Source organism: Mesorhizobium sp. WSM4806 (assembly GCF_055811635.1).
On record NZ_JBVVQZ010000027.1, the window covers coordinates 65,945 to 86,974 of the forward strand.

At 63.9% G+C, this 21,030-nt stretch carries 21 protein-coding genes; 12 read left to right on the forward strand and 9 right to left on the reverse strand.

What is annotated here, in order from left to right; genetic code table 11:
• The first annotated feature begins 23 nt into the window (after positions 1-23).
• Entirely contained in the window at positions 24-1,547 is a 1,524-nt protein-coding gene (locus AC0L2M_RS31075; RefSeq protein ID WP_128173301.1) for a xylulokinase, read from the forward strand.
• Between the two features lie 87 nt (positions 1,548-1,634).
• On the opposite strand, the gene AC0L2M_RS31080 is transcribed toward AC0L2M_RS31075, so the two are convergent.
• Both AC0L2M_RS31080 and AC0L2M_RS31085 read right to left on the reverse strand, forming a co-directional pair.
• The gene (locus AC0L2M_RS31080) at positions 1,635-2,228 is read right to left on the reverse strand and encodes a DJ-1/PfpI family protein (protein ID WP_023797753.1); all 594 of its coding nucleotides are present in this window, start codon (positions 2,226-2,228) and stop codon (positions 1,635-1,637) included.
• Between the two features lie 126 nt (positions 2,229-2,354).
• Entirely contained in the window at positions 2,355-3,056 is a 702-nt protein-coding gene (locus AC0L2M_RS31085; protein ID WP_128173303.1) for a GntR family transcriptional regulator, read from the reverse strand.
• A gap of 137 nt (positions 3,057-3,193) precedes the next feature.
• Here AC0L2M_RS31085 and AC0L2M_RS31090 point away from each other — a divergent pair, with 137 nt between their 5' ends.
• The 3 genes from AC0L2M_RS31090 to AC0L2M_RS31100 are packed head-to-tail and all read left to right on the forward strand — an operon-like array spanning position 3,194 to position 6,762.
• Complete coding sequence (locus AC0L2M_RS31090; protein WP_128173304.1) at positions 3,194-4,420, forward strand: iron-containing alcohol dehydrogenase; 1,227 nt, start codon at positions 3,194-3,196, stop codon at positions 4,418-4,420.
• Positions 4,421-4,438: 18 nt separating this feature from the next.
• Entirely contained in the window at positions 4,439-5,926 is a 1,488-nt protein-coding gene (locus tag AC0L2M_RS31095; protein ID WP_128173305.1) for an NAD-dependent succinate-semialdehyde dehydrogenase, read from the forward strand.
• 11 nt (positions 5,927-5,937) lie between these two features.
• On the forward strand, positions 5,938-6,762 hold the full coding sequence (locus tag AC0L2M_RS31100; protein ID WP_128173306.1) for an alpha/beta hydrolase: 825 nt from the start codon (positions 5,938-5,940) through the stop codon (positions 6,760-6,762).
• Between the two features lie 61 nt (positions 6,763-6,823).
• Here the strand turns inward: AC0L2M_RS31100 and AC0L2M_RS31105 are convergent, their stop codons facing one another.
• The 5 genes from AC0L2M_RS31105 to AC0L2M_RS31125 form a co-directional block, all read right to left on the reverse strand.
• Positions 6,824-7,633, reverse strand: coding sequence for a formylmethanofuran dehydrogenase subunit C (locus AC0L2M_RS31105; RefSeq protein ID WP_128173307.1), 810 nt, complete (start codon positions 7,631-7,633; stop codon positions 6,824-6,826).
• Positions 7,630-8,538, reverse strand: coding sequence for a formylmethanofuran--tetrahydromethanopterin N-formyltransferase (gene fhcD / locus AC0L2M_RS31110; protein WP_128173308.1), 909 nt, complete (start codon positions 8,536-8,538; stop codon positions 7,630-7,632). The genes AC0L2M_RS31105 and fhcD overlap by 4 nt, the downstream gene beginning before the upstream one ends.
• Positions 8,526-10,157 carry a formylmethanofuran dehydrogenase subunit A gene (locus AC0L2M_RS31115; protein ID WP_287364401.1) on the reverse strand — a complete coding sequence of 544 codons (1,632 nt, stop codon included), beginning with the start codon at positions 10,155-10,157 and terminating at the stop codon, positions 8,526-8,528. Before AC0L2M_RS31115 ends, fhcD begins: the two co-directional genes overlap by 13 nt.
• Complete coding sequence (locus AC0L2M_RS31120; RefSeq protein WP_473536829.1) at positions 10,151-11,242, reverse strand: tungsten formylmethanofuran dehydrogenase; 1,092 nt, start codon at positions 11,240-11,242, stop codon at positions 10,151-10,153. The genes AC0L2M_RS31115 and AC0L2M_RS31120 overlap by 7 nt, the downstream gene beginning before the upstream one ends.
• A 264-nt stretch (positions 11,243-11,506) precedes the next feature.
• Complete coding sequence (locus AC0L2M_RS31125; RefSeq protein WP_128173311.1) at positions 11,507-11,887, reverse strand: 4a-hydroxytetrahydrobiopterin dehydratase; 381 nt, start codon at positions 11,885-11,887, stop codon at positions 11,507-11,509.
• 159 nt (positions 11,888-12,046) lie between these two features.
• Between AC0L2M_RS31125 and AC0L2M_RS31130 the strand changes: the two genes are divergently transcribed.
• The 7 genes from AC0L2M_RS31130 (at position 12,047) to fae (ending at position 18,625) form a co-directional block, all read left to right on the forward strand.
• The gene (locus AC0L2M_RS31130; protein WP_128173312.1) at positions 12,047-13,015 is read left to right on the forward strand and encodes a beta-ribofuranosylaminobenzene 5'-phosphate synthase family protein; all 969 of its coding nucleotides are present in this window, start codon (positions 12,047-12,049) and stop codon (positions 13,013-13,015) included.
• Between the two features lie 41 nt (positions 13,016-13,056).
• Complete coding sequence (locus AC0L2M_RS31135; RefSeq protein ID WP_128173313.1) at positions 13,057-13,950, forward strand: NAD(P)-dependent methylenetetrahydromethanopterin dehydrogenase; 894 nt, start codon at positions 13,057-13,059, stop codon at positions 13,948-13,950.
• Positions 13,940-15,076, forward strand: coding sequence for an ATP-grasp domain-containing protein (locus tag AC0L2M_RS31140; protein WP_287180476.1), 1,137 nt, complete (start codon positions 13,940-13,942; stop codon positions 15,074-15,076). The genes AC0L2M_RS31135 and AC0L2M_RS31140 overlap by 11 nt, the downstream gene beginning before the upstream one ends.
• Positions 15,073-16,029, forward strand: coding sequence for a methenyltetrahydromethanopterin cyclohydrolase (mch, locus tag AC0L2M_RS31145; protein WP_128173314.1), 957 nt, complete (start codon positions 15,073-15,075; stop codon positions 16,027-16,029). The genes AC0L2M_RS31140 and mch overlap by 4 nt, the downstream gene beginning before the upstream one ends.
• Before the next feature lie 86 nt (positions 16,030-16,115).
• The gene (locus AC0L2M_RS31150; protein WP_128173315.1) at positions 16,116-17,084 is read left to right on the forward strand and encodes an ATP-grasp domain-containing protein; all 969 of its coding nucleotides are present in this window, start codon (positions 16,116-16,118) and stop codon (positions 17,082-17,084) included.
• Entirely contained in the window at positions 17,081-17,950 is an 870-nt protein-coding gene (locus AC0L2M_RS31155; protein ID WP_023797738.1) for a triphosphoribosyl-dephospho-CoA synthase, read from the forward strand. The genes AC0L2M_RS31150 and AC0L2M_RS31155 overlap by 4 nt, the downstream gene beginning before the upstream one ends.
• Before the next feature lie 168 nt (positions 17,951-18,118).
• Complete coding sequence (gene fae / locus AC0L2M_RS31160) at positions 18,119-18,625, forward strand: formaldehyde-activating enzyme (protein ID WP_023797737.1); 507 nt, start codon at positions 18,119-18,121, stop codon at positions 18,623-18,625.
• Positions 18,626-18,890: 265 nt separating this feature from the next.
• On the opposite strand, the gene AC0L2M_RS31165 is transcribed toward fae, so the two are convergent.
• The gene (locus AC0L2M_RS31165) at positions 18,891-19,589 is read right to left on the reverse strand and encodes a HisA/HisF-related TIM barrel protein (protein WP_128173316.1); all 699 of its coding nucleotides are present in this window, start codon (positions 19,587-19,589) and stop codon (positions 18,891-18,893) included.
• Between the two features lie 56 nt (positions 19,590-19,645).
• Here AC0L2M_RS31165 and AC0L2M_RS31170 point away from each other — a divergent pair, with 56 nt between their 5' ends.
• On the forward strand, positions 19,646-20,680 hold the full coding sequence (locus tag AC0L2M_RS31170; protein WP_128173317.1) for a hydantoinase/oxoprolinase family protein: 1,035 nt from the start codon (positions 19,646-19,648) through the stop codon (positions 20,678-20,680).
• A gap of 146 nt (positions 20,681-20,826) precedes the next feature.
• Here AC0L2M_RS31170 and AC0L2M_RS31175 read toward each other — a convergent pair.
• The coding region (locus AC0L2M_RS31175) for a hypothetical protein (RefSeq protein WP_473536831.1) at positions 20,827-21,030 on the reverse strand (204 nt) is incomplete at its 5' end.

Sequence of the window (21,030 nt, forward strand, 5' to 3'; positions counted from 1 at the left end):
GCCCATCTCAGGACTCTTCCGAAATGAGCGGCGAGCTTTTCCTCGCCATCGACGTCGGCACCGGCAGCGTCCGCGCCGCACTGATCGATGTCGCCGGCAAGATCCTCGAGCTTGCGTCGCGCGAGCACGACCAGATCGTGCCGGAATTCGGCTGGGCCGAACAGCGGCCGCTCGACTGGTGGGAGGGTGCGCGAGCGAGCGTCAAGACGGTGCTGGACCGCGTCGAAGGCGCCCGCGAAAACATCTCTGCCATCTGCGTCTGCGGGCAGATGCACGGGCTGGTCCTGCTCGACGCGCACGGAGCGCTGACGCGCGACACGGCACCGCTCTGGAACGACAAGCGCACCGTCGATCTCGTCCGTCGCTTCGAGCAAGCGAATGAGCCGGACAGCTACCTGCCCGAAAGCGGCAACACGCCGACCCCGGCATGGCCGGGCTTCAAACTGCAATGGGTCCGAGACAACGATCCCGCCGCATACGCCCGCAGCGCAGTCGCCATCATGCCGAAGGATTACATCAACTACCGGCTGACCGGCGAGATCGCCATGGATACAGGCGACGCGTCCTGCAGCTTCCTGATGAACCCGGAGCGGCTCGACTGGTCGCCGGTGATGATCGAACGCATGGGTCTCGACGCCGCCAAGCTGCCGCCGATCCGCAACCCGCTGGACGTCGTCGGCCACGTCACCGAACAGGCGGCGCTCGACACCGACCTGCGCCCTGGAACCCCGGTGCTGGTCGGTGGCGCCGACTATCCGGTGGCACTGCTCGGCTCAGGCGCCTGTCGCCCGGGAATGGGTTCCGACAGCACCGGCACGGGCGCCATCATCACTGTTATCGCGGAGAAGCCGCTGCTTGACCCGGAAATCTCGAACGTTGCGACGGTCGAAGGCAACTGGGGGCAATTCGTGCTGCTGGAGACCGGCGGCGACGGCATGCGCTGGGCACGCCGTGCCTTCCACGGCAACGCGCTGTCCTATGACGAGATCGTCGCCCGCGCCGCCGAGGCGCCGGCCGGTTGCGACGCGCTGCTCTTCATGCCCTTTCTCACCGGCGAACGCCTGGGGCGCCATCGCAACGCCCGCGCACAGTTCTTCGGATTGGGCGCCGGGCATGGCATGGAGCATTTGCACCGCTCGATCCTGGAAGGCATCGCCTTTGCCATGACCCGCCACATCCGCATCATGGAACAGGCGTCAAACAGGCCGCTGGAGCGCGTTATCGCCGCCGGTGGCGGGGCGCGCACCGAACTCTGGCTGAAGATCAAGGCCAGTGCCTTCAACATTCCGATCCTGGTCCCGCGGGAGCCCGAATGCGGCATTGTCGGCTGTGCCGCGATGGCCGCGACGGCGACAGGCCGCTTCTCGCGCGTCGACCAGGCGGCCGAGCGCTTCGTGAGCTACGGCGCCGAAATCCTGCCGGACCCCGGATGGGTCGAGATCTACAGCCGCACCCAACCGGTTTTCGAGCAGCTCTACCATCACAGCCAGGCGCTCTACGACGACATCGACGCACTGGCGGCCGCCACGCGGCCGAAGCAGCCGTAACGCATCTCAGGCCTGCCGAGCCCTGACTGCAGCGACAGATCTGGCAATCACGATGCATCCCGTTTGGGATGCATCGGACGATCGACTTCAGCTGTGGCGGATTTCCGTTCCCAGCACCTTCAGGCACTCGCGGATGAACGCGGCAAGTGCGGTCCAGCCCTTTGCCGAGACCATCGTCCCGTCGACATAGGCCTCGGTCGGCGACAGGTCGATATAGGTTCCGCCGGCCAGCGTCACTTCCGGCTCGCAGGCAGCCAGCGCACCGACCTTCTTGCCACGCACGACGCCGTCCACCGCGATCAGGATCTGGACGCCATGACAGATGGTAAAGATCGGCTTCCTGGTCTCGTGGAAATGGCGAACCATCGCCTGCACACGCTTGTCGGTGCGGATGTACTCGGGGCCACGGCCGCCGGCGCAATAGACGGCATGATACTGGTCGAGCTGTCTTTCCGCCTCCGAAAAGGTCTTGTTCAGCAACGCGTAGTGGCCGGGTTTTTCGGTGTAGGTCTGGTCACCCTCGAAATCGTGAAGCGACGTCTTGATCAGGTCGCCAGCGTTCTTGTCAGGACAGACGACATGGACGATGTGGCCGACCGCCTCCATCGCCTGCTGATAGACGAAGATCTCGTATTCTTCGGTAAACTCACCGGTCAACATCAGTATTTTCTTGCCTGGCATGGTCGGCTCCTCGTTTTTTGGATGGAAGGGTTTTATCCGGGATCTCCCGGACGTTTGCTCGCGTTGATAAACGGTGAATTCAACTTGACGGCGCCGCTCCCGACGGTGGCAAACATCGTGCCAGCCTCAATCGAACGCCGGCAGCAAACGATCACGGGAATGCTCGATATGACGGCGCATCGCCTGTTCCGCCGCAGCGGGGTCAGAGGCAGCGAAGGCGGCCAGGATGGCCTGATGCTCGTCGAGCGCTTCCTCGGTGACGCGCGAATGGAACATGAGGCGGAAGATATGGAAGTGCGTATGCTGGAACGCGAGGGTTTCGCGCACCAGTTCATTGTTTGCAAATTCCATGATCCGGTCGTGGAAAATGGCGTCCTGCCGCGCGAAGTTGGAGTAACGCAGGCGTTCATCCTTGCCTTCGCGGCGCGCCATGCCGCCTGCGGACTCCTCAAGCACCGCAAGTTTCGTCTCATCCATCAATGCGGCTGCCTTGGCCGCCGCATGCGGCTCGAGCAGCAGGCGAAGCTCATAGAGTTCGTCAAATCTGCGCCTGGTTATCTGCGGCGCGGCGCGGTAGCCGATCAAATGTGTCTTCAGCACAAGGCCTTCGCCTTCGAGGCGGCCAAGCGCTTCACGGATCGGCGTGTGCGATACGTCGAGTTCCTTGACCAGGCTGTCGACGGTGATCCGTGAGCCAGGCGCGATCTTCAGCGACATGAGTTGCGCGAAGATCGCTTCATAGACGTCCTCCACCAGGCTGGTGGATCGCTGGATGCGCCCGCTGGCGGGGTCGACTTCTCGGGCATTGGTTGCGTTCGTGACCTGCATCTTTGCCTCTTGACAGGATCACTGGCTAACACGATGCTTCGCTCAATACAATCCTATATCCTATACGATTCGATAGAGGATACCTTGGGAGCTCGGCGAGCTTTCGCCTTTCCACCATCATCGAGGGACGCAAGACCATGAGCCTTTTCGCTGCCATAAGGCTGCCGCGTGAAATCCTCTTCGGGAAGGGCCAGCGCCATGTCATTGCAACCGTTGCGGCCAGGCACGGCCAGCGCGCTCTCGTCTGCACGGACGAGCGCTTTGCCGCAACCGTCGCCTTCGCCGAGATCATCGCGGCGCTCAAGAGCGCATCGATCGCTGTGCTGGTGCACGACCGTGTGCAGCCCGATGTGCCACGCGACACGGTTGCCGTCTGCGTCGAGGAGGCGCGGGATTTTGCGCCCGACATGGTGATCGGCATCGGCGGCGGCAGTTGTCTCGACATGGCCAAATGCGCCGCGTTGCTCATCAGTCACGGCGGCCTGCTCCAGGACTACTACAGCGAGTTCAAGGTGCCTGGTCCAACGCTGCCGCTGATCGCGGTGCCAACGACAGCCGGCACCGGCTCGGAAGTGACCCCTGTCGCGGTGATTTCTGATCCGGATCGCACCATGAAAGTAGGCATCTCCAGCCCGCATCTGATCGCGGCAGCCGCCATCTGCGACCCGGAACTGACGATGACATGTCCCCCGGGACTGACGGCGATCGCCGGCGCAGACGCGCTGACCCATGCGGTCGAGGCTTTTACCGCCGCCAGGCGCGGCACTGACCCCAGCCTGCCGCAACAGCATGTCTTCATCGGCAAGAGCGCGCTGACCGATCATTTTGCGCTGCTCGCGATCAAGCTGCTTGGCCGCAGTCTCGAGAAGGCCTGCCGCGCCCCCGCCGACGAGGACGCTCGCGCCGATGTGATGATGGGCGCGCTTGCAGCCGGCTGCGCGTTCGGGACGGCCGGAACGGCGGCGGCGCACGCGGTGCAATATCCGGTCGGCGCCCTTACCCACACCGCTCACGGGCTGGGTGTCGCCACCATGCTGCCGTATGTCATGAAGTACAACCGGGCCGCCGCGGCCGCCGAGATGACCGAGATCGGCCTTGCCCTTGGTCTCGACGGCAAGGACCGGAGCACCGCCGAGATGGCCGACGCGACGATCGACGAGATCGGCCGGCTGTTTGCAGCGATCGGGATCACGCCTACGCTGGCCAGGCTCGGGCTTCCCGCCGACAAGCTCGATTGGACGGCACAACAGGCGCTCGGCATCGACCGTCTCATCAAGAACAATCCGCGTCCTTTCGATCCGGCAGCCATGCGCGGCCTGATCCAGGCCGCCTATGATGGCGACCTCGCCGCCTGTGTCATGTGAGCAATTGAGGAGCAGGCCATGAACATATCTCATCAGCTGCTGGAGGACGAGCAGGACACTGCCGGCTTCCATAGATTCTCCCACGGCTTGTATATTGGCGGCCAATGGCGGCAATCCGCCGACGGCAGGGAAATCCAGGTCGTCGACCCTTCCACGGAAGCGGTGATCGCTGCGGTTCCCGATGCGACGATCGAAGATGCCGCAGCCGCCGTCGAGGCTGCAGCCAAGGCCGCCGATGGCTGGCGCACGACGGCGCCCCGCAAGCGCTCCGAAATCCTCAGACGCTGCTTCGAGCTGATGACGCAGCGTTGCGAGACGCTGGCCACCCTGATCTCGCTGGAAAACGGCAAGGCACTGCGGGACGCGCGTGGCGAGATCGCCTATGCTGCGGAATTCTTTCGCTGGAATGCCGAGGAAGCCGTTCGCATCACCGGCGAATTCGGGATGGCGCCTTCCGGCACCAACCGCATCGTCGTCGACTACGAGCCGATCGGCATCTGCGTCCTTGTCACACCCTGGAATTTTCCTGCCGCCATGGCGACGCGCAAGATCGCGCCCGCCCTGGCTGCCGGGTGCACGGTGATTTTGAAGCCGGCCAGCGAGACCCCGCTCACCGCCTACGCGCTCGCCGCGCTCTACCAGGAAGCAGGTGTTCCGCCAGGGGTTGTCAACGTTCTGACAACCTCCAATCCCGGCCCGGTGACGGCCGCGATGCTGGCCGATCCGCGGGTGCGCAAACTCTCCTTCACCGGCTCGACCGGAGTCGGGCGCGTTCTGCTGGCCGAGGCCGCAAAGCACGTGGTTTCGTGTTCGATGGAACTTGGCGGCAACGCGCCATTCCTGGTGTTCGATGACGCGGATCTCGACGCGGCGGTCGATGGGGCGATGGTAGCGAAGATGCGCAACGCCGGCGAGGCCTGCACGGCTGCAAACCGCATCTATGTCCAGTCCGGCGTTTACGATGCCTTTTGCGAAAGCCTCACCAGGCGGATGTCGGCACTCACGATCGGCGCCGGCACGGACGCGGCCACGGAGTGCGGGCCGATGATCACCAGGAAGGCAGTCGACAAGATCGACCGCCTGGTCAACGATGCTGTCGCCCGTGGCGCGCGGGTGCTGTGCGGAGGCAAGGCAGGCTCCGGAACGGGATACTATTATCCGCCGACCGTGCTCTGCGACGTCCCGGCCGAGGCGGAGATGGCGCACGAGGAAATTTTTGGGCCGGTGGCGCCGATCTCGAGCTTCGAAACGGAAGCCGAAATCATCGCGCGTGCCAACAACACCGAATACGGTCTTGCCGCCTACATCTACACGCGCGATCTTGCGCGTGGAATGCGGGTGGCATCCAGGATCGAAGCTGGGATGGTCGCTCTCAACCGCGGCTTGATGTCCGATCCGGCAGCACCGTTCGGCGGGGTCAAGCAGAGCGGCCTCGGCCGCGAGGGCGGCCAGCATCACGGCATTGCCGAGTTCATGGAGGCGAAATACCTCGCCATCAGCATCTGAGCGGAGGAAGAGTGCAAAACGATCCGTTCCGCATCCGCAACCATGTCGCCGATTTTGACAAAATCGTCCAGGACATCGTTCACCGCAGCCAGGCCGTCCGCGCAACCATCCCGATGACAGCGGACATTGCCTATGGGCCGGATCAGACCGAAACCATCGACCTGTTCTTTCCCCCGGGCAAAACAAGCGGCCTGCCGGTGCACATGTTTATCCATGGCGGCTACTGGAGGATGTTCTCCAAGCGCGACTACTCATACGTCGCGGCGACGATTACCCAGGCCGGTGCGATTGCCGCCATCGTCGACTATGCTCTGATGCCCAAGGTCAGGATGGCGACGATCGTCGACCAGGTGCGCCGCGCCAAGCAGTGGGTTCTGGCCCATATCGCCGACCATGGCGGAAACCCGGCAGACCTCACCGTCAGCGGTCATTCGGCTGGAGCCCATCTTGCAACGTTCCTGTTCACCAGCGAGCATAGCCCCTCGAATGTGCGGGCCGCCCTTCTGCTCGGCGGGCTCTACGATTTGAAACCGCTCCAAAACTCCTTTCTCGCCAACGAGATTGCAATCACCGATGAGGAAGTCGCCAGGTTTACACCGCTTGCCCATCGGCATGACCCTCAAACCAGGGCGATGGTTCTGGTCGGAGCCAACGAGACGCCGGCTTTCCATCAGCAAGCAGATCGATTCAAAGTCCACCTGCTGCAGCAGGGTTTGCCGGTAACGTCGCTTGTTCTCGCCAACCGCAACCACATGGACAGTGTCAGAGATCTCGGCCTGCCGGAGAGCCAGGCGGGGGATTGCCTGACGAAACTGATTGCCAACGACGATCGTTGACCCAGCAGACATGCCGGCCATCATCCATCGCGGCTTACCGCAAGGGCGTCAGCAGCACGCCTCAGCGGGGGAAAAGAACCTCACCCATGCCAAGCACCGCGTTGTCACCGCCGTATTTCTGCGGCGCGTTGCCCAGCAGCGGCCGTTTCAAAATACCACTTGCGATCAGATGGCGATCGATGACGGCGGCGAAGACGCTCTCCGGCGCGCCGCATTCGACGAAGCTCGGCGACAGGCTTTTCGGCGCGCGATCGAGCAGGATCGAACCGCGACGCATCAGATAGCCGGGCATCTCGCCGGTGCCGCCGGCCACCACCAGCGTGCCGGCGATCATGCGGCTGCCGGCATTGTCGCCCGAGCCTTTCAGCACCGCGATCAGGCCGCGCCGCATGCGGTCGGCGGCAAAAGCGCCGGCTTTGCCCCTGACGATCAGCACGCCGCCATTCATGCCGGCCAGTTCCCCGGCGAGCGGCGCCCCAAGGTGATCACCGGCGTTGCCGGTTATTTCAAGCCTGCCGCCGCGCATGCCGGAGCCGGCATGCGGGCCTGCATTGCCTTCGATCGTGAGCATGCCGCCGCGCATGGCGTGCCCGGCCTGGGCGCCGGCATTGCCGACGACGCGAACCGAACCGCCCCGCATGGCTTCCGCCACACGGTCGAGGCGCGCGCTGCCGCCTTCGAAGACGATGTCCAGCGGATCGTTGCCGGCGACGCGAAAGATATCGCCGACCTTCGAGCCATGCTTCGACGTGCCGATCTGGATCTTTTCGATATCGCGCCTTTCGATCCCGGCAAGCCGCTCCGGCGTCAGCGCCGACAGGTCAAGGCGCTCGGGCGGCTCGGCGACAAGGGTGAAGGTCAGCGCTTTCACGGCAGCATATCCTTCAGCGAATAGATGAACTTGCCGAGCTTGCCGCCGTAATTGCCGGCGCTTATGCGAACCGCGCCTCGCTTCGGCCCAAGCTCGATGACGGCCTTGATGCCGGCCTTCATCGCGGCGGCAACGGCATCGTTGGTCTCGCCGTCGATGACGATTTCCAGGACGGCGTTGATGTCGGCACCGAGCTCACTCCTGACGACACCGCGCAGTGTCGGCGCATAGGCTTCGTTGGCCGAGGCGATCATGCCCTTGTATTTACCGCCGATCTTGGAACCCGAACGAGCGATGCCGCCCGGAAACGGCACGATCGCGCCCGGCACCAGGCCGATCGCGGCAACCGCGGCCTCGGCGGCAGCTAAGGCCCTGGCGCTGCTTTCAGCCATGACGAAGAAATTGCCGCCGCCGACGGCGCCCTTCGTCAGCCCGGTCGTCGCTTCGCACAGGAATTCGCCGTCCATGACGGGAACGCGCCAAAAATGCCTGCCGCCGATTTTCTTGGAGATCTGCCAGCCGTCGCCAAAATAACGCAGCGCCGAACCGAGCTTCAGCTCGGCGCTGCCCTGCAGTCCGGCGAAGCAGGCGGAACCCGGCGAGGTCAAGACACACTGGCCGACGCGATTGAGCAGTTGTTTCTGCAGTTCGTCTGTTCCCATCGCAAAGATCATCACGCGGCAGCCGGGCCGGCCATCCGGTGTGGCCGATGGCGCCAGTTCGACATCGATTGCCGCTTCGCAGCCGCAGCCGATCACGGAGGTGGCAAAGCCGGTCATGGTGATCGCCGCCTGGCGCGCCCATTTCCGGTTCGGCGCGGTGATGATGATGGCGGTCGCGCGCATGCCGAAGGCCTCGGCAAAGGTATCGTCGATCACTATGCCATTTACGCTCACGTTCGGCATGCAACCTCGCCGAATGGCTGTTCTCGCGCGATCGCCGATTCCGGGAAATTGAACCAGTCCAGCGACAGGCCGTAGCGCTGCTGGTGATAATCCTCCAAGCGCCGCAGCATCGCCTTGTCCGGCGGCGGATTGAGCCTGAGCGCCTTGCCCCAGCGGTAATGGGTGATCTCTCCGTCCTGCACGACGAGATCGCCATCCTTGAAGACATACGCCGCCTGCCCCAGCATTTTCGCGATATTGTCCTCCCTGCGGTAGACAGCGATATCGGCGATAGCGCCGGCGCCGAGATGGCCTCGATCCGTCAGCCCGAGCAGCTTGGCCGGGGCAGCACGCGTCATGATGGCGATTTCCTCGAACGTGTATTCGCGGTCGATTGCGGCCAGGGTGGAGAGCGCTATGGCGGATTTTGGAAGTCCGGCAATCATTTCGGTGCGCGCTTCCCGGCTCATCAGCAGCTCGAACAGGGCCGGATAGGCGGTAAAGGGCGCGCCGTTGGGATGATCGGTGGTGAAGAAGACACGCCACGGATCGTCGATCAGGAGAAAAAGCTCGAGCCCGATCGCCCACTGCATCGTGCCATAGAAATCCTTGCCATAGCGGTAGGGCACGATGCCGCCGCCATTACCGTCGCCGTCATGAATGACGGATTTCTTCGGCTGCGCACTGCCACGCGCCGAAAACTGCCGCATGACGTCGGAGGAGATGGTGACCGTCTGGCCGAACATCACCTGGCCGATATCGATGGTGACTTCCGGCGTCGCATTGACCAGTTCGGCAAGGCGCGCCGCGGCCGAGGAAAACCTGCGCTTGCCTTCCGTGCCGTAGCCATAGAACTGGAGATGGGCGAGGTGCAGCGGCAATCCTTCCGCCGCTGCGATCGTCGCGGCCGCCGTGTCCGCCGATCCGGGGCTGCCCAGATTGTTGCAATGGACATGCAGCGGATGCGGGACGCCAAGGCTGTCGACGGCCGCCTGCAGCGTCTTGACGATCTTGCGCGAGCTGACGCCATAGGAAGGCACCACATCGTCCAGCGAGAAGGTGCGGACGTTTTCCTTGAAGGCGGCCGCCGCGCCGGCATTGATCACCTTGACCCCAAGCGCCCGCGTCGAGGCGACCGTCCAGGCGACATAGTCCTCGATCATCGTTGAGGAGGCGTCGTCGCGGATCATCGACAGCAGGAAATCGTCGTTGCCGAGAATGGCGAGCGTCGCCTTGTCGATGATCGGGATGTCGGCCAGTTCGAGATGGGTGTGAAGCGCGGCTCCCGGCGACATCGCCGGCTCGACCACCGTGGTGAAACCCATCTTGGCGTAGAGGCACCCGGTCTGGAAGGTCGACCAGCCGGCATTGGAAAGCGGCGTCGTCGCCGGTCGCGCCTGGTGCGCCGCATGCTGCTCGGGCAGGAGCAGCCGTGCCGTATTCACGTTGCCGCCGCCGATGTGGGAATGGATGTCGATGGCGCCCGCCATCACGATGCAGCCGGCTGCGTCGATGGTCCGGTCGGCAGCGCCCGCCGCCGGCGCCGCAGCGATCTTGTCGTCGCTGATCCACAGGTCGCCCTTGCCGAGACGGCCGTTGACCGGATCGATGATGTCGCCGCCGGCGATTTTCGTCAGCATGGCAACGCCGCCTCGGCGGAGACATGACTGGCAACCAGCCGGATAACGGTCGCAGCGGAGGGCAGTTCCGACGCCGCTCGCGCCTCGACCGACCTTAGCGAACCGGTGCGGCTGGAATAGGCCACCGCCTGGTGATCGACGCCGGCTTCGCCGATGGCGATGGTGACCGCAGCACCCGCGACCGGCTCATGCGTTTTCGCCAGGGCGATCAGCGCCATGCGGTTCCTTTTCTTCTGCGGCTGGACAATCGAGGACGAGATCCGCAGGTGCAGGTCGGCTTCGCCGGCGGCGATCATGCGCGCGACATCGTAACGCCAGGGATCGAAGTCCGGGAAGCCGCGCGCAAAGCCGGTGCGCAGCGGAAAACCGGTCATCCAGGTCGAGGCGAGCGCGCTTCCCCAGCCATTTTCGCTCGCCGGCAGATGCAGGCCGGATGCGCGTGATTTGCGGTTGAGATCGCTGACCAGTCCCTGAAGCATCTCCAGCGCCAGCCCTTCGGTTGCGTCGCCTGAAAACAGGAAGACGGGAAAATGCGCAGCCTCCAGGGCTTTGGCGAAATCGTCGAAATTCGACACCGGCTGCGATGTCTGGCGCCCCCTCCACTGCGCCCTCAGTGCCGCCAGCGTCGCGCCGAGGCCTGCCTCGCCGCAGGACAGCAGCGTCGCCGTCCGCCCGTTGCTCAACCGCGGCGCAGACGTTTCTTTCGACCCGACCAGAAAGATCTCGCGCTGATTCTTGGCCGAGAGGTCGGGAACCGTATCGGCAAGCTCGCCGACAAATTGATGATGGATCTGCGGGAGTTCGCCGACGATCACCACGACATCGGCGCGCCGGCGCGTTTCGCCGGGCGCGACGGTCATCGCGCCTTTGTCGGTAAAAAGCGCGGCCTCCCGGGAAACTGCCGCGCCATCGGCATGATCGTATGCCGCGCCAACCCGCTCAGCCAGCGCGATCGCCGCCCTGGTGCCGTGTATATCCGTATCCAGGCTGAAAACCGGGCACCGGCTTGACCCCAACAGCGCGGCGGCATGTGCGGCCGCGCGCTCGACCAGCGTTTCCCGGTTGCCGATCCAAGCAACCGCCATTCACTACGCTACTTTCTGGTGCCGGCCCGATCCTAGACGAAACTGGATCGGCCGTGAACCCCGCCTGTCAGAGACTGTTTCGAAATTCGCTCTGGTGAGTCATATGGTGGTGGTTTCGAGAACCGGAGCGCAGCGGACATTTGGGTCCGTGAGCACCGGAAGCGCAGAAAACGCCATCAGATGGCCGCCAGAGTAGAGTTTCCAAACAGTCTCTCAGCAGATTAGCGAATGTTTTTATACGCCATCAACAAATTCCGACCGCGCTTAATCATATTTGATGTAAGCGAAGCGCTGATCGGTCGGCGGAGTGCCTTCCAGCGCGCCGCCTTCCCGGGCCGGCTGCCACTGGACGACCTCCTCGATCTTTTTGGCCAGCTCGAAGTCCTTGTCGGTGATGCCCTTGGCCGCATGGTTCATCAGGCGCACCTCGACCCAGGCATAGGAAGCCGTGATGTCGGGATGGTGCCATGCCGCCTCGGCGAGATGGCCGACCGTGTTGATGACCATCAGTGTCGATTTCCAGCTGTGGGTCTTATATTTGCGCCGGATCCAGCCGTTCTCGTAATACCATTTCGGCAGTTCCTTCTCGAGCCGGTCGGCAATCTCGGCTTCCGAATAGACCTTTTCCTTGGGCGTCTCGTTCATCTCGACCTCCGCGAATTGCCCGGTCCGTTCTCGCCCCGAGCCAAAAGAAGATAAAACGAATGCACTCTCTGCGGCTTGCCCCTTCGACGAAAACAGCTATCATGGCGACGGGCACCTAAACTTCCATGATGCGTCTATGATGCACCCATCGGGGGGTAGATGTCGAATTCTGTCACCTTACAAGTGCCCGCCCGCCTGCATCTTGGCTTCCTCGATCTCAACGGCGATACCGGGCGTCGCTTTGGCAGCGTCGGGCTGCCGCTGAGCGAACCCGAAACCATCGTCACCCTGTCACGGTCCAGCGAGACCATCGTCGAAGGTGCCGAGAGCCGGCGCGCCGGCGAACATCTGTCGACGCTCTGCAGCCATCTCGGCATTCGCGGTCAGCACCGTCTGGTGGTCGAACAGTCGATCCCGAGCCATGCCGGCCTGGGCTCCGGCACGCAGATCGCCCTTGCCGTCGCCGCGGCGTTGCGCACGCTCCACAAACTGCCGCTCGATATCGGCAGCGATGCGACCCTGCTCGATCGCGGCGGACGATCCGGCATCGGCATCGCCAGCTTCGAAAGCGGTGGCGTCATTGTCGACGCTGGCAAGGACGACAGCGGCAGGCCGCCGCCGGTCGTGGCGCGACTGCCGTTTCCGGAAGAGTGGCGCGTTATCCTGATCCTCGACCATAGCGGGCATGGACTGCATGGCGATGCCGAGATCGCGGCATTTCGTTCGCTGCCGCCCTTCCCGGCATCCGGCAGCGGCGAGATCTGCCGGCGGGTGCTGATGGGCATCATGCCGGCTCTTGTCGAGCACGACCTGCCGGCTTTCGGCGCCGCCGTCACCGCGATCCAGATGCTGATCGGCACCCATTTCGCCCCGGCGCAAGGCGGCGTGTTCACCTCCAGGCGGGTCGAGAACGTGGCCCACGCTCTCAACGAAGCAGGCGCTGTCGGCATCGGCCAGAGCTCGTGGGGGCCGACAGGGTTTGCCTTTGCCCCATCGCAAGACGCTGCAGTCAGCTTCGTCAACGCGGTTCGGCAGACAGTTGAAGACGGCATCGAGATCAGGATCGTCAAGGGCAGGAATTCCGGCGCGAAGATCAGTTCGACCAGACTTGACCTCGTCGGCAGCTGACGGCTGGGCAACGCGATCAGGTTCAAGAAGAAAGGCGAGAAATGGCCCGCAAACATATCCTACACATGCTGACGCCGTTGAAGCATATGAGCCCTTTCGACGTGAACATGGCGCTCGATGCAGGCTTCGACGCCGTCGTCCCCTATGTCGATGTAAGCCTGGGAGAGGTGACAGGCCTCGTGCAGGACGCGATCTTTTCGCGCCCGCCCGATGTGGGCGTCGATACCGGCATTTTTATCGCCGGCAAGGATGCCTCGCTGGCGCTTGACATGTTCGAGGCAGCGCGAAAAGCGATGGTGCCGCCTTTCCAGGTCTCGGTATTCGCCGATCCGGCCGGCTCGTTCACCACGGCCGCGGCGATGGTGACCAAGGTCGAAAAAGCGCTGGAGAAGAAATTCGAGCGCGGGCTGAAAGACACCAGGATCGCTGTTTTCGGCGCCACCGGCGTCGTCGGCTTCTGCACCGCCGTGATCGCCGCGAGGGAAGGCGCCCGGGTGACCCTGGTCGGCCATGACGGCATCGAAAGGGTCAAGCAGATCGCGGCCGAGATCAAAAGCCGGTTCAACACCGCCGTCGATGCGGCCGACGGATCGAGCGACGCCCGCAAGACGAAGCTGGTCGAGGCGAGCGAGGTGATCCTGGCGTGCGCCAAGGCCGGCGTCCAGGTGGTCTCAAAAGCCCAGTTGAAAGGCGACGGCCTGCTCATTGCCGCCGACGTCAATGCGGTCCCGCCGGCCGGCATCGAAGGCGTGGCCGTCAATGCCAATGGCGATCCGCTCGAAGCGGCAAAAGCTGTCGGCATTGGTCCGCTCGCCATCGGCAACGTGAAATACAAGGTCGAATTCGGCCTCTTCAAAAGAATGATCGAATCCGAAAAAACCATCACGCTCGATTTCCAGGAAGCATTTTCCCTTGCACGCGAGATTGCCAAATAACGCCGGATCTCTCCTGATCGCGGCGATTTCAGGCCGGGCGCTGGCTGCCGCTGCGCGCCGCGCCGGCTATCGTCCGCTGGTCGCCGATTTCTTTTGCGATACCGACACGGTCGCGCTTGCCGAGCGCGCGACGATGCTGCCGGGCGACCTGCAAGGCGGCATCGACGGCGAGCGCATCATCGAGACGCTTCGGCAACTGGCCGGAGACGACCAGCCGGTCGCCATTGTCCTGGGCTCGGGCTTCGAGCGGATGACGGAGACCGTCGACGAGTTCGCGCGCCATTTTCCGCTCGCCGGCAACAGCGGCGCCGCGATCCGCAGGATCAAGGACCCGCAATTGCTGGCCGCCGATTGCGCCGAACTCGGCATCCCGCATCCGGACTTCCGATGGGACCCGCCGCCCGATCCGGAGAACTGGGTGGTCAAGACCGCAGGCGGCGCCGGCGGCGCGCATATCAGGCGGGCCGCCGGAGAAACCCCGATATTACAGTGTCAGGCTCCTAGCGGCCGCTATTTTCAGCGTTTCGTTGCCGGTCGCAGCATCTCGGCCCTGTTCGTCGGCGACGGCCAAAGCGCTGACATCGTCGGCTTCAGCCAACAATGGGCGTCGCCTGCCCCGGCAGCGCCCTATCGCTATGGCGGCGCCGTGCGGTTGAGGCGCTTCGATCGCAGACGGGCGGCGATGATCCGCGGCTGGCTTTCAGGTCTGGCGCGTCGCGCCGGCCTGGTTGGATTGTGCAGCGCCGATCTCATTCGCGGACCGGATGGCTACAAGCTCATCGAGATCAATCCGCGGCCCGGCGCCACGCTCGACATTTTCGACGATGCCGACGCGCCATTGATCGAAGCGCATCTGCGCGCCGCGGCGGGCAAGAAATACCGTCTGCCGCGCTTCGTCGATTCGATGGCGTCGATGGTGACCTATGCGGCGGCGCCGATCGCCCGCTTTCCATCGATTGCCTGGCCTGAATGGACTGCCGACCATCAGTCGCCCGGCACCCGACTGATCGCCGGCGATCCGGTCTGCACCATCTTCGCGCGCGGTCCGAGCGCCGATCTGACCAGGCGGCTGATCAAGGGACAAGCCAGCCGATTGCAACACCAATGGGAAGGAGACCGGACATGAAAGACGGTTCGGCATTCCTCAACGACAATGCGCAGCGCATCATCGACGGCATGATCGGCGACGCCGAACGCCTGCGTATCGGCGTTTCCACCGGGCCATTGGGCGAGTGCCTGATCGACGCCGGCGCCAAGGCCGCCGGCGGCGTCGAGGCCGGGCTGCGCATGGCGGAAGCCGCGATGGGCGGCCTCGGCAGCATTTCGGTGTGCATGGACCGTGCGTCGCCAAAATGGCCGTTCACCATCGAAGTGCGGTCGTCGCAGCCGGTGCTTGCCTGCCTGGGCAGCCAGTATGCGGGCTGGAACCTGTCGAGCCAGGATTATTTTGCCATGGGATCGGGACCGGCGCGGGCGCTCGCCCGCGTCGAACCGCTGTTCGAAACACTCTCCTATCGCGATACCGCGTCGTCCGCCGTGCTGATCCTGGAGACGGCAAAACCGCCGCCCCAGGCGATCGTCGAGAAGGTCAGCAGGGCAACCGGACTGGCACCCGAAAAGCTCACCTTCCTCTATGCGCCGACACAAAGCCTGGCGGGCGGCGTGCAGATCGTTGCGCGCGCGCTCGAGGTTGCCCTGCACAAGACCAACGATCTCAAATTTCCGCTGGAGAACGTTGTCGACGGCATCGGCACGGCGCCCATCCCCGCCCCGCATCCGGATTTTCTGACCGCCATGGGCAGAACCAACGACGCCATCATCTATGGCGGCAGCGTCCAGCTCTTCGTAAAAGGCTCGGCGAAAGACGCCAGCGAACTCGCGGAGCGATTGCCGAGCCGCGCCTCGCGCGACCACGGCCACCCCTTCGCCGAAGTCTTCAAGCGGTTCAAGGGAGATTTCTATGCCATCGATCCGCTGCTGTTCAGCCCGGCCGAAGTGATCGTCACGGCGATCGAGACCGGCGATACGTTCCGCGCCGGCGAGCGTGATCTGCAGATGCTCGAACGGAGCCTCGGTTAGACCATGGCGCTGCAATGGATCGGTCTGTCATCCGCCTGCCGGGGCATTCGTTCCGGCTTTCCGTATACCGGTGTCCAAGGCGTGACATGATCCCTCGCATCCTGATCGTCAGCGACGTCTCGGACGCCCGCTCCAAGGGCCTGGCGGCAAGGCTGGAGCGGCGCGGCGCCGTGGTCGCAACCGTGCCGCTGGCGGCGATCGCGTTCGACACCGGCAGCCCGAGCGGACTGTCGATCCCCGGTTTCGACGGCGCGCTGCCCGACGCCGTGCTTGTCCGTTCGATCGCCGCCGGATCGTTCGAAGCGGTCACCCGGCGTCTCGGCGTGCTGCACGCATTCGGCAAGCTTTCCATTCCGGTGTGGAATTCCGCGCAGGCGATAGAACGCTGCGTCGACAAGTCGATGACGACCTTCCTCCTGAAGAATGCCGGCCTGCCGACGCCGCCGACATTCGCGGTCGAGGGTCTTGCCATGGCCGAAGCGGTCGCCAGACGCGAACTGCCGTTCGCGCCACTGGTGCTAAAACCGCTTTTCGGCGCCCAGGGCCGCGGCATCCGGCTGATCGAAACACTGTCCGACCTCCCCGCCGAGGACGAGGTGAACGGCGTCTACTATCTCCAGCATTACGTGCCGCGTTCTGGCCCTCCTTTCCGCGATTTTCGCGTTTTCGTCTGCGCCGGCGAGGTTTTGGCGATGATGAGCCGCCGTGGCGACGACTGGATCACCAATGTCAATCGCGGGGCGGTGCCCGAGCAAGTCTCGGGGCAGGTTTCGGGGCATGGCGAAACCGAACTGGCGGCGCTGGCACGGGCCGCCGCCGCCGCTATCTCAGCGGATTTCGCCGGCGTCGATATCGTGCCGGCGGCAGACGGCAAGCTGTTGGTGCTGGAGGTCAACAGCATGCCCGCCTGGTCCGGGCTTCAATCGGTGGTCGCGGTCAACATCGCCGATGCGATTGCCGACGCCCTGCTGAAATTCCTGGCTGATCGCCCAGCTGATCACCCAGAGGCGGCGGCGGCGCGACCCTACCGCCTCACCGCGCCGGCGAATTCGTGACCGACGGCATGGCGCATTCGCGAGAACGCCTCCGGGCTGCCTACAAGGACGCCTGCCGGATGGAGATCGAGGCGCTGAAACCGGGCAACGTCCATCTGTTCGCCGACGGGCACGGCATGTCCGCCGCCCAGTTCATGACCAGCGCCGAGGTCTCGTCCGTCCCGCTGACCGATCCGCGCCTGCCGGTCGGACAGCGCATGCTGGAAGCGGTCCGCGCGACGCGCCTGGCGGTCGCGACCAATACCAATCTCGGCATCATCCTTCTTGCTGGGCCTCTGCTATGCGCCGCCGAAATGGCGGGCGCCCAACTGCACGACAATCGCCTGCGCGATAATCTCGACGCGGTGCTGCGCGCGATGAGCATCGACGATACCAGGGCTGTATTCGAGGCGATCGTCGCCGCCGCGCCGGGCGGCCTCGGAGAGGCCGAGAACGATGTGCGGCAGGAGCCGAAGGTTCATCTGCTCGACGCCATGCGGGAGGCGGCCGACCGCGACATGATCGCCCGCCAATATGTTACCGGTTTCGGCGACGTGTTCGGCGTCGGGCTTGCGGCTCTGCAAGCGGCCTTGGCACGCGGCGAAGGCGGCATGTGGCCGACGGTGTTCGCCTATATGGCGTTTCTCGCCGTCTTCCCGGACAGTCATGTGGTGCGCAACCATGGCGCTGAAGTCGCAAATCAGGCGCGGCAACAAGCCCTTGCCGTTGAGGCGGCACTGCATGGCAATGACGACGAGGCGTCACGCATTCGTCTGCTCATGGAGCTCGACCGCCGGCTGAAAGCGAACAACGTCAACCCCGGCACCTCGGCCGACCTGACCGTGGCTACTCTTTTAGTCCACACTCTCGGCGTTCAGCTTGCATAATCGCAACGTTGGTGGTTGACTTTCAGGAGCGGAAGCTGGGCTTCCGCGGCTATCCAGCCAACCGGTCCGGATCCCCGGGCGCTGCCAACAAGGATAGCTGTCCATCGAGCGCTCGCTCGGTTTGGCGCGTCTTTGGACACCATAACTGTGTCTTGGAGGAAAATTGGCATGGCAAAGATCTCGAAAGTAATGGTCGGTGAATCGCTCGTAGGAGACGGCAACGAAGTGGCGCATGTCGACCTGCTCATCGGCCCACGGGGGAGCGCAGTCGAAACAGCATTTTGCAACGCGCTGACCAACAACAAGGACGGCTTTACCTCCCTTTTGGCGGTGATCGCGCCCAATCTTCAGTGCAAGCCCAACACCGTGATGTTCAACAAGGTCACGATCAAGGGCGCCAAGCAGGCGGTGCAGATGTTCGGCCCGGCCCAGCATGCAGTCGCAAAGGCCGTGCAGGACAGCGTCGCCGATGGGACCATTCCTGCCAATGAGGCGGACGACCTGTTCATCTGCGTCGGCGTTTTCATCCATTGGGACGCCGCCGACGACGCCAAGATCCAGAAGTACAATTACGAAGCGACGAAGGAAGCCATCCAACGCGCCGTTGCAGGAACGCCAACGGCCGCCGAAGCCACGGATAAGCGGGACCAAGTGAAGCATCCGTTCGCGGCTTAGACAAGAGACAGCCCCGCACAGGCAAAACCCTCCGCGGAGCCGGATGGTCTGTTGCGCCGCCTGAAAAAGCTTCTGGGCCTTTAGAGCACCGGACAAAGAGCCTGCCCTCGGGCCTGACCCGAGGGTGGACCGGTTTTGGGAAATCCGATGCTCCAGCAAAGAGATAGAGCGGCGAGACGATCGACTTGACGGCCCGCCGCTCTACAAGGCCCTGTTTCCGCGGCCGAAGTTCGAGGCCACACGAATGTCAGGTGCCCAGCGTTTGTCAGGTGACAAGCGCTGCGAGGTGCCCCGGCGTGAGCGTGCCGTCATGCAGCGAGGTCGCAACCAGCGCCGCGGCGATACCGAGTGACGAAAGGGCGCGAATGTCAGCCTCATTGCGCACCCCGCCGGCCGCGATGACGGAGCGGCTTCCAGCCTTCGTCTTGATGGCCTTGAGCCGCGTGAAATCGGGACCGGTGGCGGAACCGACCTTGGCCAATGTCATGACGATCACCTTTTGCGGCCAAAGCGCCGGCTCGTCGAGAAATGATGCCGGACCGCGAAACCCATCGTCGAAGAAATCCAGCGACAGGATAAGCTCCGGATGATCGCAAAAACGCCGCAACAGCGCGTCGTCCTGCTGCGATTCGGACCCCACGACCGGGCAAAGCCAAGATTCGGCAAGTGCCGCCGAAAGTGTTTTCTCGTCGGTGACGCCGGCATCGACCCAAAGCTCCGGCGGCTCCGCCATCGCCTTCAGCCGGGCAAGCGCGCCGCTGTTTGGCGTTCCGCCTTCGATGGCATCGAGATCGGCGATATAGAAGGTCGGAAAAGGGTAAAGCCGGCGCAGGCCCTCAGTGACCGCAACGACATCGGAAGTTTGGCTAAGCGGCGTGACGATCGGCCTGTAGCGATCGCGTTTTCCTTGCTGGGCGCGCACCACCTCGCCGCCTTTCAGGTCAAGAACCGGAATGATACGCAACGCTCTTTTTCTCGCTGACCAACTGCCCCTGACCAACTATGATGAAAGCTTGAAGTGTGGAAAAAAGAAAGAGCATCGTTGCCGGCTTCGATATTGGCGGCGCCCATCTGAAGGTGACGCGTGCGCAAGACGGCCGCATCGTTGAGGCTGTAACGATCGCCACGCCGCTTTGGCTAGGGCTCCATACCCTGACCTCGGCATTCGAGGAAACCGCTCCGATCTATGCCGGCGCCGATCTCAACGCATTCACCATGACCGGCGAACTGGCTGATATCTTTCCGTCTCGCGACGCCGGCGTCGCGGCCCTGCTGGATGAGATTTCAGCGCGGGTCCCAGGCGAAAACTTGATCTATGCCGGACCGTCCGGATTTGTCGGGGTCGAGCAGGCAGCGCGGCTGAGCGCCGACGTCGCCTCTGCCAACTGGCATGCGACAGCGTCATTGGTGGCGAAGCTCGCCGGCGATGCCCTGTTCGTCGACATTGGCTCGACCACCACCGACATTATCGCCACTAGCAATGGCGCCGTCGCCAATGACGGCTACACCGATGCCGGACGGCTGCTGAGCGGCGAACTGGTCTACACCGGCTTCACCAGGACGTTCCTGTTCGGCGTCGCCTCGTCGGCCCCCGTCCGCGGCAGGCTGACACCGCTGATGAACGAGTATTTCGCCTCGATCGCCGATGCGCACCGGATCCTCGGGGTGCTCGACGAAAAGGACGACAGGCACGCTTCCGCCGACGGCAAGGAAAAGACGATCGATGGCTCGATCGCGCGGCTGGCGCGCATGATCGGGCGCGACGCCGCCGAGCTGACCCTGCCGGAATGGCATGAAATCGCGCGCTGGTTCAGCGAACAGCAGTTGCGCAAGATCCACGACGCAGCGTCCCTGGTTGCCGGGTCCCTTGTCCCGGATGTGCCAATCGTCGGCGCCGGAACCGGCCGCTGGCAGATCAGGCGGCTGGCCGAACGCATGGAACGCCGCTTCGTCGATTTCGCCGAGATCATCCCCGCAGATGACGCCGTTCGCGGCGAAGCCAGCAGCGTCGCGCCCGCGTCAGCGGTGGCGCTGCTGGCGGGATCGCACTTGTAGGCGCTACATCATGGCCGTCCGATCAGTCGGATCGATGAGATATTTCCCCCGGCTCGAAGATCCCGACCCGTACCAGCGCAGGTCGCAACAGGGTGGAAGGTTCGCGTTCGGCACCCGCTCGGCGCATGTCCGGTTTGCGGCCCATCTCAGCCGTAGAGATCGGCTTCGCAGCTTCCTGAAAGCAGACCTTGCCGGAGATCACGCTGGAGGTCGTAGTTGCGCCAATACCAGTCAGCCAGATTCATGCTCGCGGATGACCGCAATGGGGCCGACGAACGAACCCGCTGCGCGGGATGGGCGCGTGGGGTGAGGTAGAGATCACGAACCGGACGTCGCGCTCGCATTGAGGG